At 68.4% G+C, this 23,722-nt stretch carries 26 protein-coding genes and 1 tRNA gene; 15 read left to right on the forward strand and 12 right to left on the reverse strand.

Features of this window, described 5'->3' with window-relative positions:
- Window positions 1–129 precede the first annotated feature (129 nt).
- Both AVJ23_RS01740 and AVJ23_RS01745 read right to left on the reverse strand, forming a co-directional pair.
- A complete protein-coding gene (locus tag AVJ23_RS01740; protein WP_058860423.1) occupies window positions 130–1,221 on the reverse strand; it encodes a Gfo/Idh/MocA family protein in 1,092 nt (363 codons plus the stop codon).
- Between the two features lie 12 nt (window positions 1,222–1,233).
- Window positions 1,234–1,935, reverse strand: a complete 702-nt coding sequence (locus AVJ23_RS01745; RefSeq protein WP_058860424.1) for a GntR family transcriptional regulator — start codon at window positions 1,933–1,935, stop codon at window positions 1,234–1,236.
- A gap of 83 nt (window positions 1,936–2,018) precedes the next feature.
- Between AVJ23_RS01745 and AVJ23_RS01750 the strand changes: the two genes are divergently transcribed.
- The 4 genes from AVJ23_RS01750 to AVJ23_RS01765 all read left to right on the forward strand — a co-directional run bounded on the left by AVJ23_RS01750 (window position 2,019) and on the right by AVJ23_RS01765 (window position 6,095).
- On the forward strand, window positions 2,019–3,173 hold the full coding sequence (locus AVJ23_RS01750) for an LLM class flavin-dependent oxidoreductase (protein WP_058860425.1): 1,155 nt from the start codon (window positions 2,019–2,021) through the stop codon (window positions 3,171–3,173).
- Window positions 3,173–4,060, forward strand: a complete 888-nt coding sequence (locus tag AVJ23_RS01755; RefSeq protein WP_058860426.1) for an aldo/keto reductase — start codon at window positions 3,173–3,175, stop codon at window positions 4,058–4,060. The genes AVJ23_RS01750 and AVJ23_RS01755 overlap by 1 nt, the downstream gene beginning before the upstream one ends.
- Window positions 4,061–4,069: 9 nt before the next feature.
- Entirely contained in the window at window positions 4,070–4,576 is a 507-nt protein-coding gene (locus tag AVJ23_RS01760; protein ID WP_058860427.1) for a flavin reductase family protein, read from the forward strand.
- Between the two features lie 172 nt (window positions 4,577–4,748).
- Window positions 4,749–6,095, forward strand: a complete 1,347-nt coding sequence (locus AVJ23_RS01765; RefSeq protein ID WP_084794216.1) for a cytochrome-c peroxidase — start codon at window positions 4,749–4,751, stop codon at window positions 6,093–6,095.
- 117 nt (window positions 6,096–6,212) lie between these two features.
- On the opposite strand, the gene AVJ23_RS01770 is transcribed toward AVJ23_RS01765, so the two are convergent.
- From AVJ23_RS01770 to AVJ23_RS01790, 5 genes are all read right to left on the reverse strand, one after another.
- The gene (locus AVJ23_RS01770) at window positions 6,213–6,674 is read right to left on the reverse strand and encodes an NUDIX hydrolase (RefSeq protein ID WP_058860787.1); all 462 of its coding nucleotides are present in this window, start codon (window positions 6,672–6,674) and stop codon (window positions 6,213–6,215) included.
- Window positions 6,675–6,797: 123 nt separating this feature from the next.
- A tRNA-Arg gene (locus AVJ23_RS01775) sits at window positions 6,798–6,874 on the reverse strand.
- A 68-nt stretch (window positions 6,875–6,942) separates the two neighbouring features.
- Window positions 6,943–8,322, reverse strand: a complete 1,380-nt coding sequence (locus AVJ23_RS01780; protein ID WP_058860428.1) for a sensor histidine kinase — start codon at window positions 8,320–8,322, stop codon at window positions 6,943–6,945.
- A 12-nt stretch (window positions 8,323–8,334) separates the two neighbouring features.
- Window positions 8,335–9,771, reverse strand: coding sequence for a dihydrolipoyl dehydrogenase family protein (locus tag AVJ23_RS01785; protein WP_058860429.1), 1,437 nt, complete (start codon window positions 9,769–9,771; stop codon window positions 8,335–8,337).
- 3 nt (window positions 9,772–9,774) lie between these two features.
- The gene (locus AVJ23_RS01790; RefSeq protein ID WP_058860430.1) at window positions 9,775–10,509 is read right to left on the reverse strand and encodes a TVP38/TMEM64 family protein; all 735 of its coding nucleotides are present in this window, start codon (window positions 10,507–10,509) and stop codon (window positions 9,775–9,777) included.
- Between the two features lie 288 nt (window positions 10,510–10,797).
- Here AVJ23_RS01790 and rpmH point away from each other — a divergent pair, with 288 nt between their 5' ends.
- The 11 genes from rpmH to AVJ23_RS01845 all read left to right on the forward strand — a co-directional run bounded on the left by rpmH (window position 10,798) and on the right by AVJ23_RS01845 (window position 19,645).
- On the forward strand, window positions 10,798–10,932 hold the full coding sequence (rpmH, locus tag AVJ23_RS01795) for a 50S ribosomal protein L34 (protein WP_012177012.1): 135 nt from the start codon (window positions 10,798–10,800) through the stop codon (window positions 10,930–10,932).
- A gap of 29 nt (window positions 10,933–10,961) precedes the next feature.
- Window positions 10,962–11,357: a ribonuclease P protein component gene (rnpA, locus tag AVJ23_RS01800; RefSeq protein ID WP_058860788.1), complete on the forward strand. Its 396-nt coding sequence runs from the start codon at window positions 10,962–10,964 to the stop codon at window positions 11,355–11,357.
- Window positions 11,354–11,575 carry a membrane protein insertion efficiency factor YidD gene (yidD, locus tag AVJ23_RS01805; RefSeq protein WP_058860431.1) on the forward strand — a complete coding sequence of 74 codons (222 nt, stop codon included), beginning with the start codon at window positions 11,354–11,356 and terminating at the stop codon, window positions 11,573–11,575. The genes rnpA and yidD overlap by 4 nt, the downstream gene beginning before the upstream one ends.
- Before the next feature lie 41 nt (window positions 11,576–11,616).
- Window positions 11,617–12,480 (forward strand): tRNA 2-thiocytidine(32) synthetase TtcA, encoded by an 864-nt coding sequence (gene ttcA / locus AVJ23_RS01810; RefSeq protein ID WP_058860432.1) that lies wholly within the window; start codon window positions 11,617–11,619, stop codon window positions 12,478–12,480.
- 61 nt (window positions 12,481–12,541) lie between these two features.
- Entirely contained in the window at window positions 12,542–14,089 is a 1,548-nt protein-coding gene (locus AVJ23_RS01815) for a putative bifunctional diguanylate cyclase/phosphodiesterase (protein WP_058860433.1), read from the forward strand.
- Window positions 14,090–14,224: 135 nt separating this feature from the next.
- Entirely contained in the window at window positions 14,225–16,048 is a 1,824-nt protein-coding gene (gene yidC / locus AVJ23_RS01820; protein WP_058860434.1) for a membrane protein insertase YidC, read from the forward strand.
- Window positions 16,045–16,788: an MOSC domain-containing protein gene (locus AVJ23_RS01825; RefSeq protein WP_058860435.1), complete on the forward strand. Its 744-nt coding sequence runs from the start codon at window positions 16,045–16,047 to the stop codon at window positions 16,786–16,788. Before yidC ends, AVJ23_RS01825 begins: the two co-directional genes overlap by 4 nt.
- A complete protein-coding gene (gene yihA / locus AVJ23_RS01830; RefSeq protein ID WP_058860436.1) occupies window positions 16,785–17,438 on the forward strand; it encodes a ribosome biogenesis GTP-binding protein YihA/YsxC in 654 nt (217 codons plus the stop codon). The genes AVJ23_RS01825 and yihA overlap by 4 nt, the downstream gene beginning before the upstream one ends.
- Window positions 17,439–17,604: 166 nt before the next feature.
- Complete coding sequence (gene argB / locus AVJ23_RS01835; RefSeq protein ID WP_058860437.1) at window positions 17,605–18,498, forward strand: acetylglutamate kinase; 894 nt, start codon at window positions 17,605–17,607, stop codon at window positions 18,496–18,498.
- Entirely contained in the window at window positions 18,495–19,160 is a 666-nt protein-coding gene (locus AVJ23_RS01840) for a hypothetical protein (protein ID WP_058860438.1), read from the forward strand. The genes argB and AVJ23_RS01840 overlap by 4 nt, the downstream gene beginning before the upstream one ends.
- A complete protein-coding gene (locus tag AVJ23_RS01845; protein WP_058860439.1) occupies window positions 19,157–19,645 on the forward strand; it encodes a SixA phosphatase family protein in 489 nt (162 codons plus the stop codon). Before AVJ23_RS01840 ends, AVJ23_RS01845 begins: the two co-directional genes overlap by 4 nt.
- 3 nt (window positions 19,646–19,648) lie before the next feature.
- On the opposite strand, the gene AVJ23_RS01850 is transcribed toward AVJ23_RS01845, so the two are convergent.
- The 5 genes from AVJ23_RS01850 to crcB all read right to left on the reverse strand — a co-directional run bounded on the left by AVJ23_RS01850 (window position 19,649) and on the right by crcB (window position 23,642).
- The gene (locus tag AVJ23_RS01850; RefSeq protein WP_058860440.1) at window positions 19,649–20,659 is read right to left on the reverse strand and encodes an amino acid ABC transporter substrate-binding protein; all 1,011 of its coding nucleotides are present in this window, start codon (window positions 20,657–20,659) and stop codon (window positions 19,649–19,651) included.
- Window positions 20,660–20,843: 184 nt separating this feature from the next.
- A complete protein-coding gene (locus tag AVJ23_RS01855) occupies window positions 20,844–21,557 on the reverse strand; it encodes an ATP12 family chaperone protein (RefSeq protein ID WP_058860441.1) in 714 nt (237 codons plus the stop codon).
- Entirely contained in the window at window positions 21,554–22,231 is a 678-nt protein-coding gene (locus AVJ23_RS01860) for an HAD-IA family hydrolase (RefSeq protein WP_058860442.1), read from the reverse strand. The genes AVJ23_RS01855 and AVJ23_RS01860 overlap by 4 nt, the downstream gene beginning before the upstream one ends.
- Entirely contained in the window at window positions 22,228–23,271 is a 1,044-nt protein-coding gene (locus tag AVJ23_RS01865) for an RluA family pseudouridine synthase (RefSeq protein WP_058860443.1), read from the reverse strand. Before AVJ23_RS01865 ends, AVJ23_RS01860 begins: the two co-directional genes overlap by 4 nt.
- Entirely contained in the window at window positions 23,268–23,642 is a 375-nt protein-coding gene (gene crcB / locus AVJ23_RS01870) for a fluoride efflux transporter CrcB (protein WP_058860444.1), read from the reverse strand. Before crcB ends, AVJ23_RS01865 begins: the two co-directional genes overlap by 4 nt.
- Window positions 23,643–23,722: the final 80 nt, after the last annotated feature.

Genomic DNA, 23,722 nt, shown 5'->3' on the forward strand with positions numbered 1-23,722 from the left:
ATTAACGCATTTTAGCCAAATTCGCTACAATGTTTTTTTCCAAGCGCCGGGAATGCGGGGGGAATTTTGCAGCGCAATTGTCACATTCGGGGTCGATTGTGGCCAGAATGTGGCGAAACCCGGGCGAAATCAGAGCGTGACCGCCTGCCCCGTCAGCGCCGACTGCTGCGCGGCCAGGCCCATGCGCACCGACCAGTCGCCATCCGCAAGGGTGACCTCGCAGGATGTCCCATGACGTACCACGTCGAGGAACCTCTGGTGTTGGTAGAACGTGGCCCCGTTGTGATCGCCTGCCGCGAGTATCTCGGCGTCGACCGGGATCTCGAGCACCTGCGGCCCCTTCGGACTGCGCGGGCTGAGCACCACCTGCGGCACCGGCGCAGGTCCGGCATGGGCGGGCCAGAACCGGCCCGGGCCAGGCACCATCGCCTCGATCTTGCCGGACGGACCGGTGGCCGAGAGCTCCTCCTGGTAGCGCGATCCCTCGGCATACATGCACAGCTCCAGCATGGCGCGGGCGCCGCTGGCGAACTCGACGATGACATAGGCGCTGTCCCAGATGTCGGGGCGCTCGCCGTCATAGAGCTCGTCGAGATGGTTCACCTCCTGCCCCGCGCTGGCCATCACGCGCACCGGGTCCGAGCGCAGGCAGAGCCGCATGAGGTCGAAGAAATGGCAGCATTTCTCGACCAGCGTGCCGCCCGTGTTGCGGTTGAACCGGTTCCAGTGGCCGATCTTGGGCAGGAAGGGAAAGCGGTGCTCGCGGATGCTGAGCATGCGCACGCCGCCGGTCGCTTCGTCCAGCCGGTCCAGAAAGGCCGCGATGGGCGGCATGTAGCGATATTCCATCGCCACCCAGATCGGCGCCGGGTAGTCGCGGGTCAGCGCGGCGATCCGCTCGGCATGCTGCGGCGCGGTATAGAGCGGTTTCTCCATCAGCACCGGCAGCGGCTGGCGCGCCGCCACCGCGTCGAGCTGCTCGACATGCAGGTGGTTCGGGCTGGCCACCAGAAGGCAGTCCAGATCGTCACGCGACAGAAGCGCGTCCAGATCATCACACAGCACCGCGCCCGGCGCCAGCACGTGCGACGCCGCCGCCATGGCCGCGTTCGGCTCGTAGATCGCGGCGACCTCGGCCCCGTCCAGCAGCGCGATGTTGCGCAGGTGCTCCTGCCCCATCATGCCGCAGCCGATCACGCCGTAGCGAATGTCCTGTGTCATGCCGCAAGGCCCCTATTTCAGTCGTGCCACGTAGGTGGCGACATCGGTGTCGATCCATCCGCGCGAGATCTCGGCCCGGGCGCCATCGCTGGCATGGCTGACCCGCGAGGCCAGCAGCGTGATCCGCCCCGGTTCGGGGCCGAAGGCGGGCGGCGCCCAGTCGGGCACCGGGCCGGTGCCCAGCCGGTCCTCGGCGCCCGAGATCCACAGGTTCAGCCGCTCGCGGTAGAACAGGTAGAGTGACTCGCGCAGGTCCTGCGGGGCCAGCCGCGCCGCATAGCTGCCATCCAGCCAGATCTCCTCGAGGATCGCGGGCGTGCCGTTCAGGCGGCGCAAGCGGCGGATCCGGTGCGCCTCGGACGAGGTGCCGAAGGGCTCCATCCCCTCGGGCTTGGGCAGCCGGTCGACCGAGAGCAGCTCGGCCGTGGGCAGCCCCCCGCCCTGCAACAGCTCGACCCGGAAGAAGGCATAGACCGATTCCACGTCGGCGCGCGCGCGGATGTAATTGCCCGACCCGTGCACCCGTTCCAGCAGCCCTTTCTCGGCCAGGTCCGCCAGCGCCTTGCGCAGCGTGCCGACCGAGATGTTGAGGCTGGCCGCATAGTCCCGCTCGGGCGGCAGGCGCGCGCCGTCCGCCAGCCGCCCGGCATGGATCTCGCGGATCAGCATCTCGCTGATCTGGAGGTACAGCGGCAGGGCGTGGCGGTCCTTCATTCGGGCTCCGGAAATTGATACAGTATTGATCTACTTGAAAGGGGCTGCTACGCAATAGAAAAGTTGCGTCGCGGAGACATCAAATGACGGTCGTGCCCATCACCTCCCCCGATCTGGACGCCGCCGAGGTGTCGTGGTTCGCCGCGCTCTGCTCGGATGATTACGAGTATCTGGGCGTGCCCGAGGGCCGGCTGCGCTCGTCCTGGGCGCATTGCTCGGCCATCTTGCAAGAAGCCGAGTCCCAGGGCTTCCGCAACATCCTGTGCCCGTCGAGCTACCAGGTCGGGCAGGACACGCTGTCCTTTGTCGCGGGCGGTGCGGCGATCACCTCGAAGATCAACATGCTGGCCGCGGTGCGCTGCGGCGAGATGCAGCCCATCATGCTGGCCCGCACCATCGCGACGCTGGACCACATGCTGGAGGGGCGGCTGACGATCAACATCATCTCCTCGGACTTTCCCGGCGAGACGGCCGAGAGCAGCTATCGCTACCAGCGCTCGCGCGAGGTGGTCGAGATCCTGAAACAGGCCTGGACCCGGGACCGGATCGATTACGAGGGGCAGATCTACCAGTTCCGCGACCTCTGGACCGACCCGGCCAAGCCCTACCAGACCGGCGGGCCGCTGATGTATTTCGGCGGCTACTCGCCCGCCGCGCTGGAGCTTTGCGGGCAGCATTGCGACGTCTACCTGATGTGGCCCGAGCCCAAGGAACAGATCGCCGAGCGGATGCGCGCCGTGAACGCCGTGGCCGAACGTTATGACCGGACGCTGGATTACGGGTTGCGCGTGCATGTCATCGTGCGCGACACCGAGGCCGAGGCCCGCGAATGGGCCGAGCATATCGTTAGCAAGCTGGATGACGAGTACGGGCAGCTGATCCGCGAGCGCGCGCATGACAGCGGCTCGCTCGGCGTTGCGCACCAGGCCCGCGCGCGCGAGCTGGCCGACACGTTCGGCTATGTCGAGCCGCACCTGTGGACCGGGATCGGGCGCGCCCGGTCGGGCTGCGGCGCGGCGATCGTGGGCTCGACCGACCAGGTGCTGAGCGAGCTCGAGGCCTATCGCAAGATGGGCATCCGCGCCTTCATCCTGTCGGGCTACCCGCATCTGGACGAATGCCGGCATTTCGGGCAGCGGGTGTTGCCGCAGATCAAGACCTGCTCGCTGCCCGAGGCCTATGGGCGCGTGCCGACCGAGACACCGAAGACGCCGCTGGGCGCAGGGGAGAGACGCTGATGGACCGGATCCGACTGAGTGACACGCTGGAAATGAGCCGGCTGGTCTATGGCATGTGGCGGCTGAGCGACGATGCCGATACCAGCCCCGAACATGTGCGCAACAAGATCGCCGCCTGTCTCGACCAGGGGCTGACGACGATGGACCAGGCCGACATCTACGGCGGCTACGAGGCCGAGGAGGTGCTGGGCAACGCGCTGACGCCCGAGCTGCGCAACCGGATCGAAATCGTCACCAAGTGCGACATCGTCGCGCCGGTCGGGCGCTACGCCGACAAGCGGGTGAAGTACTACGACACCGGCCGCGCGCATATCCTCGCTTCGGTCGAGCACTCGTTGCGGCTGATGCGGATCGACCATATCGACCTGCTGCTGATCCACCGCCCCGACCCGCTGATGGATGCTTGCGAGACCGGCGCCGCGCTGGACGAGGTCGTGGACAGCGGCAAGGTGCGCGCCGTGGGCGTGTCGAATTTCCGCCCCTGGGACTGGAAGCTGCTGCAAGCCTCCATGCGCACGCCGCTGGTGACCAACCAGATCGAGATCAGCCTGCTGCACAACGCGCCCTTCACAAATGGTGACGTGGCCTTCCACCAGCGGCACGGCCAGCCGCTGATGGCCTGGTCGCCGCTGGGCGGCGGTGCGCTGTTCGACGAGGGCCACGCGAAGTTGCGGGCCCGGCTGGCCGAGATCGGCGCCGAGCAGGGCGTCGACGATTCGGCGGTTGCCATTGCCTGGCTCTTGGCGCATCCCGCCCGCATCCTACCTGTGCTCGGCACCAACAGGCTGGACCGGATTTCCCGGATCGGCGATGCTGGCACAGTCAGGATGGACAGGGAGACCTGGTTTGACCTCTACACCCTCGCCCTGGGCCACGAAGTTCCCTGAGGCAGCAAGATGAGCCGGATGACCCATAGTTTCGACCCGGCCGAGGCCGATCCGCGCAGCTTCCGCGATGCCCTGGGCCGGTTCGGCACCGGGGTCACCGTGGTGACCTGCCCGACCGCCACCGGCCCGCTGGGCATCACCGCCAACAGCTTTGCCAGCGTCTCGCTGAAGCCGCCGCTGGTGCTCTGGGCGCCGGCCAAGTCCTCGTCCCGCTACCCGTTCTTCATGGCGGCCGAGCATTTCGCGATCCACGTGCTGGGCGCCGACCAGGCCGCGCTGGGGGCGGCCTTTGCCCGCGACGGCGACGCGTTCGACCAGTTCGCCTGGACCGAGAATGCCGAGGGGGTGCCGCTGCTCGAGGGCTGCCTGTCGCGCTTCGAATGCCGCCTGTCGGCCGCCCATGACGGCGGCGACCACTCGATCGTCGTGGGGCACGTGACGCGGGTGGCCACGCGCGAAGGCGCGCCGCTGATGTTCTTCGGCGGCCAGTTCGGCGCTTTCGGCCCCACCGGCTGAGCGCGCCGAGTCGTCCCCTACCGATCAACAATGACCGAACGCGCGGGAAATTGTTCCTGACGCGGGAACATTTGATCGAATTTTTCGCGACATTTCTGACACTTGCATTGCGCTCACGGGTCGCTCACAATTTGGTTATCGTCTCGTCACATTATTGGTTCCTGATCTCTCCATGGCTGATTTTTTCCGGTTTTCCCGCCCGTTCCGTGCGCTGCTGCCTGCCGCGCTGACCGCCTTCATCGCCCTGTCGCCCGCCGGGCCCGCAAGGGCCCAGAGCCTTAGCGCCGAGGATTTCCTCGATTTCGACCAGGGCCAGGCGCGGCTGGGTCAGCTGCTGTTCTACGACAAGATCCTGTCGGGCAACCGCAATATCAGCTGCGGCACCTGCCACCACCACGAGCTGAACGGCACGGACGGGCTCAGCCTCGGGATCGGCGAGGGCGGGCACGGGCTGGGCCGCGAGCGCACCCCCGGCAGCGGCGCCACGCGCATCGCGGCGCGCATCCCGCGCAATGCGCCGGCGCTGTGGAATCTCGGCAATCGCGACGTGCGCGTGATGTTCCATGACGGGCGCGTCGAGCAGATGGATGCCAAGGGCATGGCCTTTGCCACGCCGGCCGGCGAGCGCACCCCGCGCGGGCTGAACTCGGTCTTGGCAGCGCAGGCGCTCTTTCCGGTCAGCTCACCCGACGAGATGGCTGGGGCGCCATCCGAGAACCCTGTCAGCGCCGCCTTTGCCGAGCGCATCGACAAGGGCTGGGCGATGCTGGCCGACCGGGTGCGCGACGTGCCCGGCTACGTGCAGCGCTTCGAACAGGCCTATCCGCATGTGCGCGGCGCCGAGGACATCACCATCGTCGAGATCGCCAATGCGCTGGCCGCCTTCATCGGCACGGAATGGCAGAGCTATGACAGCCCCTATGACCGCTACGTGACGCAGGGGACCCCCCTGCCCGCCCTGGCCGAACAGGGGCGGCAGCTGTTCTTCGGCGAAGCCGGCTGCGTGCGCTGCCATAACGGGCCGCTCTTCACCGACCAGGAGTTCTATGCCGTGGGCGTGCCGCAATTCGGGCCCGGCCGGCCCTTCGACGGCGACACGATCCCGCGCGACTTGGGCCGGATGGAGACCACGCGCGACGACCGCGATGCCTACAAGTTCCGCACGGCCAGCCTGCGCAACGTGGCGCTGACAGCGCCTTACGGGCATAACGGGGCCTACCCGACGCTGCGCGACATGATCCGCCACATGTGCGACCCGATCACCACGCGGGCCAACTGGAGGCCGGGCATGGCGCGCCTGCCGCAAGTGGACTGGCTGACCGGCGAGGATTTCCGCCTGCGCGAGAATGACGCCGAGCTGGCGCGGCAGGTCTCCTATCTCGACCTGCAGCCGGTCGAGATGATCGAGGAGGATATCGACGCGCTCGAGGCCTTCCTGCACGCGCTGACGGGCGAGAGCGCCGCGCAACGCCCGCTCGGCCGGCCCGACACGGTGCCCAGCGGCTTGCCGGTGGACTGAGCCCGGGGCGGCGCTGGGAACGCCCTTCGAAGGGCGTTCCGTGAACGCGTTTGCAAACGCGTTGATCAAGCGGGTTGCAACCCGCTTGAAGGAAGCCGCTTCGAAGCGGCTTCCCGCTCAGTCCAACGCGTTCAGCATGCGACGGATGGCGGGCAGCTTGTCGGGCTTGTCCTGCAGGCGGGTGAGCAACTCGGCCAGGTCCGGCTCGTCGACCTTGCGCGCCGCGGCCTTGGGCGAGAACCACCGGCGCTTGCGCTCCTTGCGCTCCTTCCAGTTGCGCAGCAGCTTTTCCACTACCATCGGGTAGACCCGCACGATGCAGGGCAGCACGGTGCCGTCCTCCAGCACCTTGCCGTAGCGGTAGGTGCCGATCAGGTCGTGGCCGACAAAGCCCTTGGCGCCGGCCTCTTCCAGAGCCTCGATGGCGGCCGCCGCCCAGGGCTTCTTGCCGTCCATCTCCCAGCCCTTGGGCATCACCCAGCGGCCCGTCCCGCGCGAGGTCACCATCAGCACCTGCACGCTGCGTTTCGACTGCCACCGAATCGGCAGCGCCGCGATCTGCTCTCCTTGCTCGGGCACGCAATGACCCTCCTCGGCCGGAATCGCTAGCACGTGACAGCGACCGGGCACCAGCCCGCCGCGCGCCGCTTCGGAAAAGAAAAAGACCGCGCCGGCAATGCCGTGCGCGGTCTCAGGAAACCTTGGCGGACCGAGGAGGATTCGAACCCCCGACCCCTTGATTCGTAGTCAAGTACTCTATCCAGCTGAGCTATCGGTCCGTGTTTGGCGGAAATACCGCCCACGCCGGGGATGTGCAAGGGGCGTCATGCATTTTTTTGCGATGCCCTCACAGATCGCCCATCGGCAGGCGGATCTCGAAGGCGCTGCCGGTCTCATCGGTGCGCAGCAGCGACAGGCTGCCGCCATGGCCGCGGATCAGCTCGGCCACGATGGCCAGACCCAGCCCCGAGCCGCCCTTGCGCACTCCGCCTTGGAAGGGCTGGAACAGGTGGTCGCGCGCCTTGGGCGGCAGGCCCGGCCCGGTATCGGTCACGGTGATGATCCAGTCGCTCTCGCCGGACTGGGCCGAGACGTTGATCTCGCCCGGCGCGCCGGTGCCGATGATCGCCTGCCGCGCGTTGCGGATCAGGTTGGACAGGACGCGGTAGAACTGCTCGGGATCGGCCCGCACCATCAGCCCGGCGGGGATGTCCTCGGACAGGCTGATATCGTGGCCGTCGATGGCCAGCCGCTCGGCCTCGAGCACCTCGTTGACCATCTCGGCGAGGTTGAAGAGCATCATGCTGGGCGCCGGCTCCTCGGCGCGGCCGAAGGCCAGCGTGTTCTCGCAGAGCGACACGGCCCGCGTGATCGAGTTCACCAGCTTGGGCGCCATGCGCTTGACCGCCGGGTCCTCGGACATCTCGATCCGGTCGGTGAAAAGCTGCGCCGAGGTCAGGATGTTGCGCAAATCATGGCTGACCCGAGCCACGGCCCCGCCCAGCTGGGCCAGCCGGTCCTTCTGCTTGAGCGCCTGGGTCAGCTGGGTCTGCAGCGATTGCAGCGCGTCCTCGGCCTCGCGCAGCTCGCGCACCCCCGCCGAGGGCGTGATGATCCGGTGTGCATCCTCCGGCGCCTCGGCATAGCGCTGCATGTGCCCCACCACCCCCTTGATCGGCTTGACCAGCAGCTTGCGCACCGCAAGGAACAGCAGGAAGGCCGTCATGATCGAGATCACCGCCGAGAGCAGCAGGATGCGCAGCCCGTAATCGAGCATCTCGGCGCGCAGCGGCGCGGTCTCCATGGTGACCTCGATCAGCTCGCCGCCACCGCGCAGCGGGTTGCCCATCACCCGGATCACCCGGTTGGTTGGATCCACGAGGCAGCGCAGCGCGTCCTCGATCAGCTCCAGCGCCGTGGGATCGCGCAGGTCGAAATCCTCGTAGACCTCGCCCGGGATCGGCGAGGACAGCACCAGCTCGCGCATCTGGTCGCGGCGCAGCACGACGTTGAACACGCCGGCATTGTCCAGAAGCTCGGTCTCGAGCGCGGGGTCGATCATCTCGTCGGCCAGAAGCGTCAGCGAGGCGATCTGCGCCCGCTCCAGCCGATCCAGCAGGTAATCCTCGCGAAAGCGCGCGACCGAGGGCACGAAGATCAGCACCTCGGCCAGCATGACGAACACCGTCGTCAGGATCAGGAAGCGGCCGGAGAGGGAGTTGAGCATCACGTCTCGTTCTCAGGGAAGCCAGCGCTGGACCAGCCGGACCACCTTTTTCACCAGGTCATTCTCGAACAATCTGGGTGTGAAATAGGCCCCGGCAACCCGCTTGTTAAGTTCCGATATGGTCGGATAGGGCGCGACCATGCCGGAAATCGTGCTCATCTTCAGCCCGCCCGAGATGGCCAGCGACCACAGCGCGATCAGCTCACCGGCCTGGTGACCGGTGATCGAGGCGCCCACCGGCCGGCCCTTGACCACCATGACCTTGATCAGCCCCTTGGTCTTGCGCTCGGCAATGGCACGGTCGTTGTGGTTGTAGGCAAAGCGCGCCACCTCCAGCTTGTCGCCATGGGCCTTGCGCGCCTGCGCCTCGGTCAGGCCCACATGGGCCAGCTCGGGCTGGGTATAGGTGGCCCAGGGCAGGTGCTCGGTCCTGGCCTTCGCGGGCAGGCCGAACAGGGCCGAGCGGATGACGATCCCCGCGTGATAGCCCGCCACATGGGTGAATTGCAGGCCCCCCGCCGCGTCGCCGATGGCATAGACGCGCCGGTTGGTGGTCTTGAGGCTGTCATCCACCTTCACACCGGTCTTCGTGGTCTCGATCCCGGCGGCCTTGAGGTTCAGCGCCTCGGTATTGGCCTTGCGTCCCACCGCCACCAGCAGGTGCGAGCCGCGGAAGACGCGGCCGTCCTTGGTCTCGACCTCGATCGCGTCACCGGCCTGCCGGACCTCCTGCGCCAGCGCATTCTCGGCGATCTCGATCCCCTCGTCGCGCAGCGTGTCGAGCACGATCCCGGCCAGTTCCGGGTCGTCCTTGCCCAGCGCACGATCGCCCTCGATCACGGTGACCTGCGATCCCAGCCGGCGATGCGCCTGTGCCATCTCCATGCCGATGGGACCGCCACCGATGATCAGCAGGTGATCGGGCCGCGTGCGCAGGTCCCAGATCGTCTCGTTGGTCAGGTAGGGCACGTCCTCCAGCCCCGGGATCGGCGGCACGAAGGGCGACGAGCCGGTGGCGATGACGATGCGGCGCGCGGTGATGCGCCAAGGCCCGGCCTCGACCACGCGGTCGGTGACGAAGCGCCCGGTCTCGCGGATGACCCGCACGCCCAGCTCCTCGAAGCGTTCCTGGCTGTCGACCGGTTCGATCGTAGCGATCACCTCGGCCACGTGGTCCTTGGCGGCGGCATAATCCACCTGCGGCGCCGCATCGGCCACGCCATAAGGCGCCGCATGGGCCATGGCATGGGCCGTCTTGGCCGAGGCGATCAGCGCCTTGGAGGGCACGCAGCCGTAGTTGAGGCAGTCCCCTCCCATCTTGTGCGCCTCGAGCAGGGTGACATCCGCGCCCATCTGCACCGCGCCCGCCGCCACCGACAGCCCGCCCGAGCCGGCCCCAATGACAAGGATGTCCGTCTTGATGTCCTGTTTGGCCTGGGTGTCCTGCATGGCTCAGATCTCCTGCCGGCCGCGGATCGCGCGGATCACGATGGGCAGGGCGGCCAGCGCGGCCAGCCCCAGGATCGGCCCGATCACATGCGGCGCCCAGAGCAGCGACAGGTCGGGCTGCTCGCCCCGGTCAAACACCTCGCCCAGCCCCACGCCGATCGAGGTGTAGACCAGCGCGCCCGGGATGATGCCGAGGCCGGTGGTCAGCAGGAAGTTGCGGAACTTCACGCCGACCAGCGCCGGGATCAGGTTCGCCACGAAGAACGGCACGACCGGCACGAGGCGCAGCAGGAAAAGGACGCTGATCTCGTTCTCGCGCAGCCCGTTGCGCAGGCGCTTGAGCGTGCCCTCCGAGGTCTCGAGCCGCGCCGACAGGGTCCGGCCCAGCCCGGCGCGGGCCGCAAGGAAGATCGCCGTAGCGCCCAGCGTGGCCGCCAGCACGTTGAAGGCGGTGCCCGCCCAGAGCCCGAAGAGGAACCCCCCCGTGACCGAGGCCACCGCCGCGCCGGGCAGCGAGAAGGCGACGATGGCGATGTAGACAGCCACGAATCCCAGCGCCATCAGCACGAAATGGCTGTCGCGGAAAGCCAGCAGCGCCTCGCGATTGGCGCGCAGCGTCTCGAAGGTCAGATAGTCGCGCAGCGTGAAGGCGCCGATCGCCGCCACGATCGCGATCACGATCAGGGGCAGGTGGCGCGTCCAGCGCGTGGATCGTTCGGGTTGGGTCATGTCGCTCATCAATTCGGGCTCCGGTCCGGGGTCGGTTCGCGCTAGACATGCGCGCGGCAGCCGCCCGACAACAGCCGGTTCACGGCGCCTTGATCCCGGATCGCCCCGAACGTGAAGAAACCCGGCCGGATCCGCCAGACTGAAACATTTCCCCCGCCCCGGCCGGGCCGGAATGTTGCATTTCCGACCGTCACAGCGTTTGACACGCGTGCCGGGCGCCCCTATAGCCGGGGTTCGAATCTTTGCCCGGGCGAGTCAGGCTTTGACTGGTCGCGGGCTGCCGAAGGAGCAACCGCGATGAAACGCACCTTTCAACCGTCCAATCTCGTCCGCAAGCGGCGCCACGGCTTTCGTGCGCGCATGGCCACCAAGGCCGGCCGCAAGATCCTGAACGCGCGTCGCGCCCGGGGCCGCAAGAGCCTCAGCGCGTGAGCCCGGGCGCTTCGCTGATGGCGGAGCGGATGACGGATGCCGAAAAGGCCGCCACGGAGCATCCCGGGGCGGCCTTCTCATCGTGTGCGGTGCTGCGCAAGCGGGCCGATTTCCTGCGCGCCGCGCGGGCCCGGCGGGCGCCCTGCCCGGCTTTCCTGCTGCAGGCGCGCCAGCGCCAGCCGGGCGAGGCCGTGGGCATCCGCGTGGGCTTCACCTGCTCCAAGAAGGTGGGCAATGCCGTGGCGCGCAACCGCGCCAAGCGGCGCCTGCGCGAGATCGCGCGCCTCGTGCTGCCCGAACACGGGCAGCCGGGCTGGGATTACGTGCTGATCGGGCGCCGCGACGATACCGCGACCCGCGATTTCGCCGAGATGCAGCAGGACCTGCGCCGCGCGCTGCGCAAGATCCACGGGGGCCGGGCATGAGCCCCCTTGCTCGCGTCGTGGCCCTGCCGGTGCGCGCCTACCGGCTGCTGCTCAGCCCCTGGGTCGGGCATGGCTGCCGCTATCACCCGACCTGCTCGGCCTATGCGCTCGAGGCGCTGGAACGCCACGGTGCCCTGCGCGGCAGCTACCTGACGCTGCGCCGCCTGCTGCGCTGCAACCCGTGGGGCGGCTCGGGCATCGACAACGTTCCCGACTGATCGCCGTTGCACGGAACGCGCTTTGGCGCTACCCCGCTGCCATGCTGGACGATAGCGACGAGATCCACCCGCTCTTTCATGGCGCGCCCAAGAGCACCGAGTTCAAGAAGCTGCGCAAGCGGCTGGTGCAGCACGTGCGCGAGGCCGTCGATCAGTATGGCATGGTCGAGCCGGGCAGCCGCTGGCTGGTCTGCCTGTCGGGCGGCAAGGATTCCTACACGCTGCTGGCGATCCTGTACGAGTTGAAATGGCGCGGCCTGCTGCCGGTGGACCTGCTGGCCTGCAATCTCGACCAGGGTCAGCCGGGCTTTCCCGCAACCGTCCTGCCGGAGTTTCTCGAACGGATGGGCGTGCCGCACCGGGTCGAGTACCAGGACACCTATTCCATCGTGACCGACAAGGTACCTGCGGGGCGGACCTATTGCGCGCTCTGCTCGCGGTTGCGGCGCGGGCATCTCTACCGGATCGCGCGCGAGGAGGGCTGTTCGGCCGTCGTGCTGGGCCATCACCGCGACGACATCCTCGAAACCTTTTTCATGAACCTCTTCCATGGCGGGCGGCTGGCCACCATGCCGCCCAAGCTGTTGAACGAAGAGAAGGATCTGTTCGTCTACCGCCCGCTCGCCCACGTCGCCGAGGCCGATTGCGACCGCTTCGCGCGGGCCATGTCCTACCCGATCATCCCCTGTGATCTCTGCGGCAGCCAGGACGGGCTGCAACGCCAGCAGGTCAAGGCGATCCTCGACGGCTGGGAGAAGAACAGCCCCGGTCGGCGCAACGTGATGTTCCGCGCCCTGATGAACATCCGCCCCTCGCACATGCTGGACCCCAAGCTGTTCGATTTCGCCGGGCTGATGCGCGAGAGGGATCCGGACAATTCGATGCAAAGCGACGAGGCGCGTTAATCACCGGGTTACCGCTCTCCCTTAGCGTGCTTCGCGATGATGGCACATAAAGGGACAGGCGATGAAAGCGGCGCTGTCGGCACGGATCATACAGCTGCGCGCGGGCTTGCGTCGCGCGTTGCAGGGCCCGCAGGCGCTGGCCTTCCTTCCGGCGCTCGCGCTCGCCGCCTTCTGGCTTGGGGGGGAACCCGCGCTGGTCCTCGCCGCGCTGGGGCTGCCCGTGCTGATCCTGGTGGTCGGCGCGACGCCGCAAACGCCGCCAGGCGATGCCTCGCTTGCCGGGGCGGGCGACCTGGTGAATGTCGTGGCGGCCGGTGCGCTGGTCGAACGGGCGCTGGCCCGGGCGCGGGCGGCGAATCTCTCCACCGCCTGTTTCGTGATCGAGCTCGAGGGGCTCGAGGCCGTGGCCGAACGCGCCGGCGATGCCTCGGCCGAGACGCTGCGCGACCTGTCGCTCAACCGCCTGCGCAACATGCTGCGCCGCGACGACCACGCGGTGCGGATGAGCGACCGGCGCTACCTTGTCCTGCTTGGCCCCTCGCTGCGGCTGGATCTCGAATCGCTGCTGCAGCTGGCGACACGGCTGCAATCGGCGCTCGAGGAGCCGGCCTCGATCGACAATTCCATGCGCTACCTCTCGGCCTCGATCGGCTTCTGCGGCAGCCCCCGCCTGTCGCGCAACGCGACCGGGTCCGAGCTGCTGGAGGCAGCGCAGATCGCGCTGACCGAGGCCCTGGGCAACGGGCCGTCCGCCATCCGGGCCTGGTCGGACCAGATGCGCGCGGCCCATTCCGCGGCGCGCGACCTGCGGGTCGAGGTCGATCGCGCACTGGCCAACGGCCAGATCCAGCCCTGGTTCCAGCCGCAGCTCTGCACCTCCACCGGCGAGATCAGCGGCGTCGAGGCGCTGGCCCGCTGGATCCACCCCCAGCGCGGCATCGTGCCCCCGGCCCAGTTCCTGCGCTGCCTCGAGGAGACCGGCCAGATGGACCGGCTGGGCCAGGTCGTGCTGCAGCACGCGCTGACCGCACTGCGCAGCTGGGACGAGGCCGGGCTCGAGATCCCGCAGGTCGGGGTGAATTTCTCGGATGCCGAGCTGCGCGACCCCCAGCTGGTCGACCGCATCAAGTGGGAGCTTGATCGCTTCGGCCTGTCGCCGCAGCGGCTCTGTGTCGAGGTGCTGGAAACCGTGATCGCCGGCGCGCCCGAGGGGGTGGTCGCCCGCAACATCGTCGCGCTGGGACGGCTGGGCTGCCATCTCGACCTGGACGATTTCGGCACCGGCCATGCCTCGATCGCCGCGCTGCGCCGTTTCCGGGTGCATCGGCTCAAGATCGACCGCAGCTTCGTGGCGCGGGTCGACCGGGACGAGGAGCAGCACCGCATGCTGGCGGCGATTCTCGGCATGGCGGACCGGCTGGGGCTTGAAACCCTGGCCGAGGGGGTGGAAAGCGTGGGCGAACACGCGCTGCTGTCCCAGCTGGGCTGCGACCACGTGCAGGGCTTCGGCATCGCCCGGCCGATGCCGGCCGACCAGCTGGTCGACTGGGCCGGGGCCCATGCCGCGCGCATCGCCGATGCCCGCAAGCTGGGCCGCAGCTCGGGCTGAGGCCGGCAGGCCCTTGCCACCAAGCCTGCGCCACGGCGCTGCAGGGTGCCGCAAAACAGGGGAATCCGCTTGACCTTTGCACCCCGGGACGTTTGAACCCTGCGGTGACTTTCAAGAGGAAAGGCGTCGGTCTCCATGGACGATCAGAACAAGAACCTGCTTCTCGCAACGGCGCTCAGCTTTGCCGTGATCCTGGTCTGGTTCATTATGTTCCCGCCACCCGAACCTGCGCCGGAGGATCCCAACGCGCCGGCCGTGACCGAACAGGACGTGCCGGCCGATGGCGTGGCCAGCGCACCGCAGGCCGCCCCGGATGCCGCCGCCCCGGCCGGTGACGGCTCTGCCCCCCGCGCTGCCGGCGCGGACGCGCCGCGCCTGCCGCTGGACACCGCGCGGGTCGAGGGCTCGATCTCGTTGACCGGCGGGCGCATCGACGAGCTGCGCCTCAAGGATTACCGCGTCACGCTGGACCCGGAATCGCCGATTGTCCAGATGCTGGACCCGGTAGCCAGCCAGACCCCCTATTACGCGCTCTATGGCTGGGCCCCCGGCGCCGGGCTGGCGCTGGATGACGTGCCGGGCGCCAACACGCCCTGGACGGTCGAGAGCGGCGAGACGCTGGGCACCGACAGCCCCGTCACCCTGCGCTGGGACAGCCCCGCGGGCCTGATCTTCCGCCGCACCATTGCCATCGACGCGGACTACATGTTCACCGTCACCCAGTCGGTCGAACATGGCGGCGAGGGCACGGTCTCGCTGGCGCCCTACGGCGTGCTGGCCCGCCATGGCGAGCCGCAGGATCTCAAGAATTTCTTCGTCCTGCACGAGGGCGTGGTGGCCATGGCCGATGGCGAGCTGGCCGAGATCGACTATGGCGACATGCCCGATTTCGACGTGGTCCCCTCCGAGGGTGCGCGCGCCGAGGTCACGCAGGTCGCCGAGAACGGCTGGATCGGCTTCACCGACCATTACTGGATGGCCACGCTGATCCCCGAACCCGGCACCGCCTTCAAGCAGGTCGCGAAATTCGACGACCGCCGCAACATCTACCAGACCGAGGCCGTGCTGCCGACGCTGCAGCTGGCCCCGGGCGAGACGCAGCAGGTCACGACGCAGCTCTTTGCCGGTGCCAAGGAGTGGGAGACGATCCGTGCCTACCAGAAGGCCGGCATCGACCGTTTCCTCGACAGCATCGACTGGGGCTGGTTCTTCTTCCTGACCAAGCCGATCTTTGCCGCGTTGCACTGGCTGAACGTCTACATCGGCAACATGGGCGTCGCGATCATCGCGCTGACCCTGCTGATCAAGGCGATCCTCTTCCCGCTGGCCTACAAGTCCTACGCCTCGATGGCGAAGATGAAGGAATTGCAGCCCGAGATGGAGAAGATCAAGGAGCGCGCCGGCGATGACCGCGAGAAGCTCCAGAAGGAGATGATGGGGCTCTACAAGAAGGAAAAGGTGAACCCCGCCGCCGGCTGCCTGCCGCTGCTGCTGCAGATCCCGATCTTCTTCTCGCTCTACAAGGTGATCTTCGTCACGCTGGAGCTGCGCCACGCGCCTTTCTTCGGCCCGTTCCAGGATCTCAGCGCGCCCGATCCGACCTCGATCTTCAACCTGTTCGGCCTGTTCCCGTGGCCCGCGCCCGAGCCGACCTCGATCCTGGCGCTGATCTTCATCGGCGTGCTGCCGATCCTGCTGGGCATCTCGATGTGGTTGCAGCAGAAGCTGAACCCGGCCCCGACCGACCCGACCCAGCAAATGATCTTTGCCTGGATGCCCTGGGTCTTCATGTTCATGCTGGGCGGCTTTGCCAGCGGGCTGGTGGTGTACTGGATCGCGAACAACGTGATCACCTTCTCGCAGCAATATCTGATCATGCGCCACCAGGGCTACACGCCCGACCTGCTGGGCAACATCCGGTCCAGCTTCAAGAAGGGCGGGACGGCGGACAAGAAATGACCCCGCATGTCATCGCCATCCACCGCCACCCGATCAAGAGCCACGGGTGGGAAGTGATCGAGCAGGTGGTGCTGGACGCAGGCGCCACCATGCCATGGGATCGGGTCTGGGCCGTCGCGCATGAGCGCTCGAACGCGGATGGCAGCGCCTGGGCGCCCTGCCAGAACTTCTCGCGCGGGTCCAAGGCGCCGGGTCTGGGCGCGATCCGCGCGCGGCTCGACGAGGCGACCGGCATGCTCACCCTCTCCCACCCGGAGCGGGACGACCTGACCTTCGACCCCGACCGAGAGGGCGACCGCCTGATCGACTGGGCCGGCGATTTCATCCCCGAGAGCCGCGCAGCCTCCGCTCGCGTGGTGCGCGGGGCCGACCGCGGCTTCACCGACAGCGATTTTCCCAGCGTGACCCTGTGCAACATGGCCTCGCATCGCGCGGTCGAGCAGCGGGTCGGCCATATGCTGTCGGTGCATCGCTGGCGCGGCAATTTCTGGGTCGAGGGGCTGGCCCCCTGGGAAGAGTTCGACTGGATCGACCGCGAGATCCGCATCGGCGAGGCCGTGCTGATCCCGCGCGAGCGCACGGATCGCTGCCTCGCCACGCATAACAACCCCGATACGGGCCGGCGCGACGATGACATCCTCGGCGCGCTGGACAGTTGGGGGCATCGCGATTTCTCGGTCCGGGCCGAGATCGTTCAGGGCGGCCGCGTCGCGCTTGAAGACGCGGTGGCGCGGCTGTGAACGAGCTTGCCTTCCCCCTGGCCGAAGCCCCCGACGACGCCGCGCGCGAGGCGGCGCGCAAGCTCTTTGCCGGCGAGGTCGATTTCCTCAAGGGCGTGGTGGCGATGGACGGCCTGCCGCCCGACAACCGGATCGAGGTCTGCTTTGCCGGGCGGTCGAATGTCGGCAAGTCGAGCCTGATCAACGCGCTGACCGGCCGCAAGGGGCTAGCACGCGCCTCGAACACGCCCGGGCGCACGCAGGAGATCAACTTCTTCACGCTGGGGGCCGAGCGCTACCTCGTCGACCTGCCCGGCTATGGCTTTGCCAATGCGCCAGTCAACGTGGTGCAGGCCTGGCAGGCGCTGCTCAAGGCATATCTCGCAGGCCGCGTCAGCCTGCGCCGGGCCTTCGTGCTGATCGACGCGCGGCACGGGATCAAGGCGGTGGACGAAGAGATCCTGACCTTGCTCGACCGCTCGGCCGTGACCTTCCAGGCGGTGCTGACCAAGGCCGACAAGGTCAAGGAAAAGGACCGCGCCAAGGTGCTGGAGCAGGTGCGTACGCGGCTCGCCAAGCACCCTGCCGCCTATCCCGAGATCGTGCTGACCAGCAGCGAGAAGGGCGACGGGATCGCCACGCTGCGCGCCATCATCGCCGGGCTCGGCTGACCGACACGCGCGCGGGCAAGCCGCTTCGAAGCGGCTTGGAAGAAGCGGTTTCGAAACCGCTTCAGGAACGCGTTTGCAAACGCGTTCCGCAAGGCTCTTCGAAGTGCCTTGCCCCCACCCGACCCGCGGGGCACAGTCCCCGCCAAGCCGCGCCTGGACGACCGCAATGAGACAACAGACCATGAACAGAGACTGGATCGCCACCGCCCGGACCCTCTCCGAGGCCCTGCCCTACCTGCAGCGCTATACCGGCGCCGTGGTCGTCGTGAAGTTCGGCGGCAATGCCATGGGCGATGACGAGGCCATGGCCGCCTTTGCCCGCGACATCGTGCTGATGCGCCAGGTCGGCGTGAACCCGGTCGTGGTGCATGGCGGCGGCCCGATGATCAACGACATGCTGGCGCGGCTGCAGATCGAGAGCCGCTTCGTGCGTGGCAAGCGCGTCACCGATGAAGCGACGATCGAGGTGGTCGAGATGGTCCTGACGGGGCGCGTCAACAAGCGCATCGTGCAGGCGATCATGGAACAGGGCGGCCGCGCCGTGGGCCTGTCGGGCAAGGATGACGACCTGATGCTCTGCGCGCCCGACGACCCCGAACTCGGCTTCGTCGGCAAGCCGGTCGAGATGAATGCGCAGGTGCTGCGCGATCTCTTCGACGCGGGTATCATCCCCGTGGTGGCCCCCGTGGGCGGCGGGCGCAATGGGACCGACACCTACAACGTGAACGGCGACACGGCCGCCGGTGCCATCGCCGGCGCGCTGCGCGCCGACCGGCTCCTGCTGCTGACCGACGTCCAGGGCGTCAAGGGCCCCGAGGGTACCGTGCTGACCGAGCTGACCCCCGATGACGTGCGCCGGCTGACCGACGAGGGGGTGATTGCCGGCGGCATGATTCCCAAGACCGAGACCGCGCTCAACGCGATCGAGAACGGCGTGCGCGGCGTGGTGATCATCGACGGTCGCGTGTCCAATGCCTGCCTGCTCGAGCTCTTCACCGAGCACGGGTCGGGCTCGCTGATCCGCCCGGCCGATCTGCCGCAGCTGCGCGGCGCCTCGTGAGCATCGCAGAGCTCGGCGCGGCGGCGCGGGCCTCGGGTCTTGCCCTGCGCGGGGCGCTGCATCCTGACCCGGAGGACGGCGCGCCCGAGGGCACGGGCACGCTGGTCCTGCTGGGCCCGGACGAGCCCGCTTTCTGGCCGATCTTCACCGCATCGCCCGAATATGCCGATGGCGCGCCCGACCCGCTGGATCGCTGGTCGCGGCGCGTGATCGGCGCGCTGGCCGAGGCGTGGGATGGCACGGCGCTCTTCCCCTCGGACGGGCCGCCCTATGCGCCCTTCCTGCGCTGGGCCGAGGCCAGCGGGCAGGCCTGGCCCGCGCCGGTGGGGCTGATGGTGCATGCGCAGGCGGGGCTTTTCATCAGCTATCGCGGCGCGCTGGCCCTGCCCGTCATGCTGGACCTGCCGCCTGCCGCGACACACCCCTGCCCGGCCTGTGCCCAGCCCTGCCTGACGGCCTGCCCGGTGGGCGCGCTCGGCCCCGGGCAGGCATATGACGTGCCACGCTGCCAGGCCCATGTGGCAAGCCCCGCCGGGCGCGATTGCCGCGAGGCGGGCTGCCGGGTGCGTCGCGCCTGCCCCGTGGCACAGGAGGGTTTCCAGCGGCTGGTCGCGCAGTCGGCTTTCCACATGGCCGCCTTCATGCAAAACTACCGGCCATGAAACGCCTGATCCTGATGCGCCACGCCAAGTCCGACTGGTCCACCGGGCTGGACGATCACGACCGACCGCTGAACGCCCGCGGGCGCCTCTCTGCCGCGGCGCTTGGCGACTGGATGCGTCAAACGGGGCACCTGCCCGACGAGATCCTCTGCTCCACCGCGACCCGCACGCGCGAGACGCTGGAGCGCAGCGGCGTCACGGCCCCGGTGCGATACGAATCCTCGCTCTATCACGCCGCGCCCAACACCATGTTCGAGGTGCTGAGTGGCGCCAGCGGTGCGGTGGTGCTGATGCTGGGGCACAATCCCGGGATCGCCGCCTTTGCGCATCGCATGGTGGCCGCGGCGCCCGATCACCCGCGCTTTGCCGATTACCCGACCTGCGCCACGCTGGTGGCGGAGTTCGAGATCGACGCGTGGACAGACCTGACGCCCGGCACGGGCCGGGCCGTCGATTTCGTCATTCCGCGGGAGCTGGCGGGCTAGCGGTCAGCGGAAAGGCGGGCTGTAGAGCAGCCCGCCATCGGTCCATTGCGCGTTCAGGCCGCGCGACAGGCCGATCGGGGTGTTCTCGCCGATATTCTTCTCGAACAGCTCGCCGTAATTGCCCACCGCCTTGATCGCGCGGGCCGCCCAGTCGGGGTCAAGGCCCAGCATCTCGCCGAAAAGCCCTTCGTTGCCCAGCATGCGGTCGATCTCGGGGTTGTCGGTGCCGTCGCGCAGCTCGTCCACATTGGTCGAGGTCACGCCATGCTCCTCGGCCGAGATCAGCGCGTAGAGCACCCAGCGCACCGCATCGGCCCAGGCATCGTCATTGTGGCGCACCACAGGGCCCAGCGGCTCTTTCGAGATGATCTCGGGCAGCAACACGTGATCGCCCGGCGCCTTGAAGGTGGCGCGGATCGCGGCAAGGCCCGAGGCATCGGTGGTGTACACCTCGCATTCGCCCTCGAGATACATGGCCTGCGCCTCGGCCGTGGTGTCGACGGCGATGGGCTCGTATTCCATGTTGTTGCGCTGGAAATACTCGTCGAGATTCGGCGCGGTCGAGCTGTCCGTCTGCACGCAGACCCGGCGCCCGTCCAGTTCCTTGGCCGACGAGATGCCCAAGGCCCGGGGCACGATGAAGCCCTGCCCGTCGTAGTAGTTGATGCCCGCGAAATCGAGTTGCAGGTCCACGTCGGTCGAGAAATTCCAGGTCGTGTTCCGCGCGAGGATGTCGATCTCGCCCGACAGCAACGAGGTGAAGCGCGAGCGGGTCGTCGTCTCGAAGAATTCCACCGCGTTGGGATCGCCCAGCACCGCCGCCGCGACGGCCCGGCAGAAGCCCACGTCGAAGCCCTGCCATTGCCCGGTCTCGCCATTCTTGGTCGCAAAGCCGGCCAGGCCCGAATTGACCCCGCAATGCAGCATGCCGCGCGCGCGCACGTCGTCAAGCGTACCAGCCTGAACCGCACCCGAGGTCAGCATGGCCGCGACGATGATGGATCTCTTGAGCATGCCGTCCTCTTCGTAGTTTCCGCCTTGCCAAACCGCGGGATGAACGCCCGTCTTTGCCTTGCGTGGCAGAGGCCACCGCCCCAAACTCGGCTGCAGTTTGGGCGGAATTCTGCGCAAAGGTCAAGTCGAGAAGGCCCCGCTAAATTTGTGTCGGCCCGTGATATTTTTGTAACAACTACCGGTTTCAGGCAGGGACGACAAGCCGGTAGAAGCGCTCGGCCTGCAGGAATTCGGCCCGTTTGAGCGCCGCGACCTCGGCCGCCTCCTCGTCGACGCCCCATTGTTCCTGCTGCCAGGTCTCGTCGATGCGCGACAGGTCCCAGGCCTGCGCCGCGTCGCGCGCGCCGCGGGTCACGGCCAGCGCCAGGACAAGGCTGCCCGAGATCGAGACGAGGTCATGCACCGCCGCCAGCGCGAAGGGATCGAAGCCGTGCACCTCGTCCGACAGTCGCGCCAGCGCAGCTTCGTCCTGCGGCTGGTGCATGACACCGGCCACCGGCAGCAGCCGCGCGCCATAGGTCTGGTGCGCCCAGTCGAGCAGCGGGTCCCAACCCTGCGCCTGCCGGGCGACCAGCCCCTCGGGGCTGTCGGCGCGGTAGCACAGCAGGTCGCTGTCGCCATAGGCGGCCAGCATGTCGGCCACGGCGGCGCGCTGCGGGCGCACCTTGTCCAGCGCCGAGTTGCTCATCCGGGTGAAGGGCATGGTGCGCGGGTCGATGCGGTCCTCCTGAGCGTCCCACTCGGCGGCGATCTCGCGGGCCAGCGCCTCGGTCGGGACCTCCAGCGGGGTCTTGGCCGGCGTGCGCACGCCGCGCCCGTCCAGCAGCACGGTGTAGCCCGAGGGCGCGGTCTCGACCGTGGCGGCCTTCCAGAATCGTTTCGGGGCCCATTCGCTCATCTGGCATCTCCCAGGATCCGGTGGATGGCGCGTTCCAGCCCGGCGGCATCATCGACCACGGCATGCGCGGCACCCAGCCGCGCGCGCGGGTGATAGCCCCAGCTGACGCCGATCGCGTGCAGCCCGGCGGCACGCGCCATGTCCATGTCATACTCGGTGTCGCCGATCATCACCGCGCGGGATTCCTCGACGCCGGTCTCGGCCAGCGCGGCGAAGAGCATCGCGGGATGCGGCTTGGAGGGGTGGTCATCGGCCACCTGCGTCGTGACGAAACGCCGCGTCAGCCCGTGGCTTTCCAGCAACGCGGTCAGACCGCGGCGCGACTTGCCCGTGGCCACGCCCAGCAGAAGATCCTCGCGCGCGCCCAGCCGGTCCAGCAGCTCCGGCAGGCCGGCATAGAGCGGCGAGCTGTCGGGCCCGCCCCGGCGACGCAGGTCGGCATAGCTGTCCTTGTAGGTCTCGACCATGCGGTCCAGCTGCGCCTGCGGCAGCCCCGGCGCCAGCGCCGCGATGGCCATGGGCAGGGACAGCCCCACGATGCCCAGCACCGCGGCACGCTCGGGCACGGGCAGCCCCTCGGCCCCGAAGGCGGCACGCATCGAGGCAAGGATGTCGCCCTGGCTGTCGACCAGCGTGCCGTCGACATCGAAGATCACCAGCGACAGATCGGTCATCGCAGCTTCTCGAACGGGTCTTCGGCGGCGTAATCCTCTTCCCAGCCGAGCGTCTCCCAGCTTTGCGCCATGTGCGGCGGCAGTGGCGCGGTGATCTCCAGCCACTTGCGGGTGACGGGATGTTCCAGCCGCATGCTGCGCGCATGCAGGTGCAGCTTCTTCGAGATGACGCCGCCCAGCTGGGCGCCCCAGCCATCGCCGAGGTTCTCCTGCCCCGAGCCGCCATATTTGCCGTCGCCGATGATCGGGTGGCCGATCTCGGCCATGTGGGCGCGCAGCTGGTGGGTGCGGCCGGTGACCGGCTCCATCGCGACCCAGGCGGCGCGGCCGGCGACGCGGAACAGCGTGGCGTAAAGCGTGTGGGCGCGCTTGGCGCCGGGGGTGGCATCCATGTCGCGCGGATGCACGGCGCGCATCTTCTCGTTCTCGCCGCCCTTGCCGTGGCCGGGCGCCTTGACCAGCCCGTAGCGGATCTCGCCCAGATAGGGGGTGGGCACGCCGGCCACCAGCGCCCAGTAGATCTTGTGCGTCTGGCGGTGGCGGATCGCGGCGGTGAGCGCCTGCGCGACCTCCCGGGTGCGCGCCAGTAGCAGCACGCCCGAGGTGTCCTTGTCCAGCCGGTGCACAAGCCGCGGCTTTTCGTCGAAGCCGAAGGTCAGCGCGTCGGAGAGCAGGTCCACGTGGCGGGTCTGCTTGCTGCCGCCCTGCGTCGGCAGGCCCGGCGGCTTGTTCAGCGCGATGATGTGGTCGTCCTTCCACAGCACGCAGCCGCGGATCATCTCGGCATCAGCGTCGCTGACGCGGGGCTTGGGCGCGCTCTCAACCTGCCCCGGCTCGGGCAGCGGCGGGATGCGCACCTGCTGGCCCACGGCAAGCCGGGTCGAGGCCTTGACCCGCCCGCCATCGACACGCAGCTCGCCCTTTCGGCACATCTTCTCGATGCGGCCCTGGGCCAGTTGCGGGAAATGGCGCTTGAGCCAGCGGTCGAGGCGCTGGTCGCCGTCGCCCGGGCCTACCGTGACGGTCTGCACGCGGCTCATGCCACCACCCCCCGTGCCAGCGCGAGCCCGGCGAAGAGCGCCGCGATCGAGCCCGCGACCGAGGCGGTCACGTAGAGCGCCGCCAGCCCGCCCTGCCCCCGCTCGAAGAGCGTCACGGCATCGAGCGAGAAAGCCGAGAAGGTGGTGAACCCGCCCAAGAGCCCGGTCATCAGAAGCGGCGCGAACCGGTTGCCCTGCAGGTGCAATAGCGCGACGACAAGCGCCCCCATCAGGAAGGAGCCGGCGATGTTCACGACCAGCGTGCCCCAGGGAAAGCCCTTTCCCAGAAGCCGCGTCAGGCCGAGACCGGTGAGATAGCGTGCCGAGGCGCCAAGCGCCCCGCCGAGTGCGACTTGCAGGACGGGTGTCATGCGCGCTGCTTGGCTGCGCGGCGCCCCCTTGTCAAGCGCCGGGCGATCACGCCGCGCGGAGGGGGCGCTGCCCCCGCCCT

The sequence above is a fragment of the Pseudoponticoccus marisrubri genome (assembly GCF_001482405.1).
In the GTDB taxonomy this organism is placed as follows: Bacteria; Pseudomonadota; Alphaproteobacteria; order Rhodobacterales; family Rhodobacteraceae; genus Pseudoponticoccus; species Pseudoponticoccus marisrubri.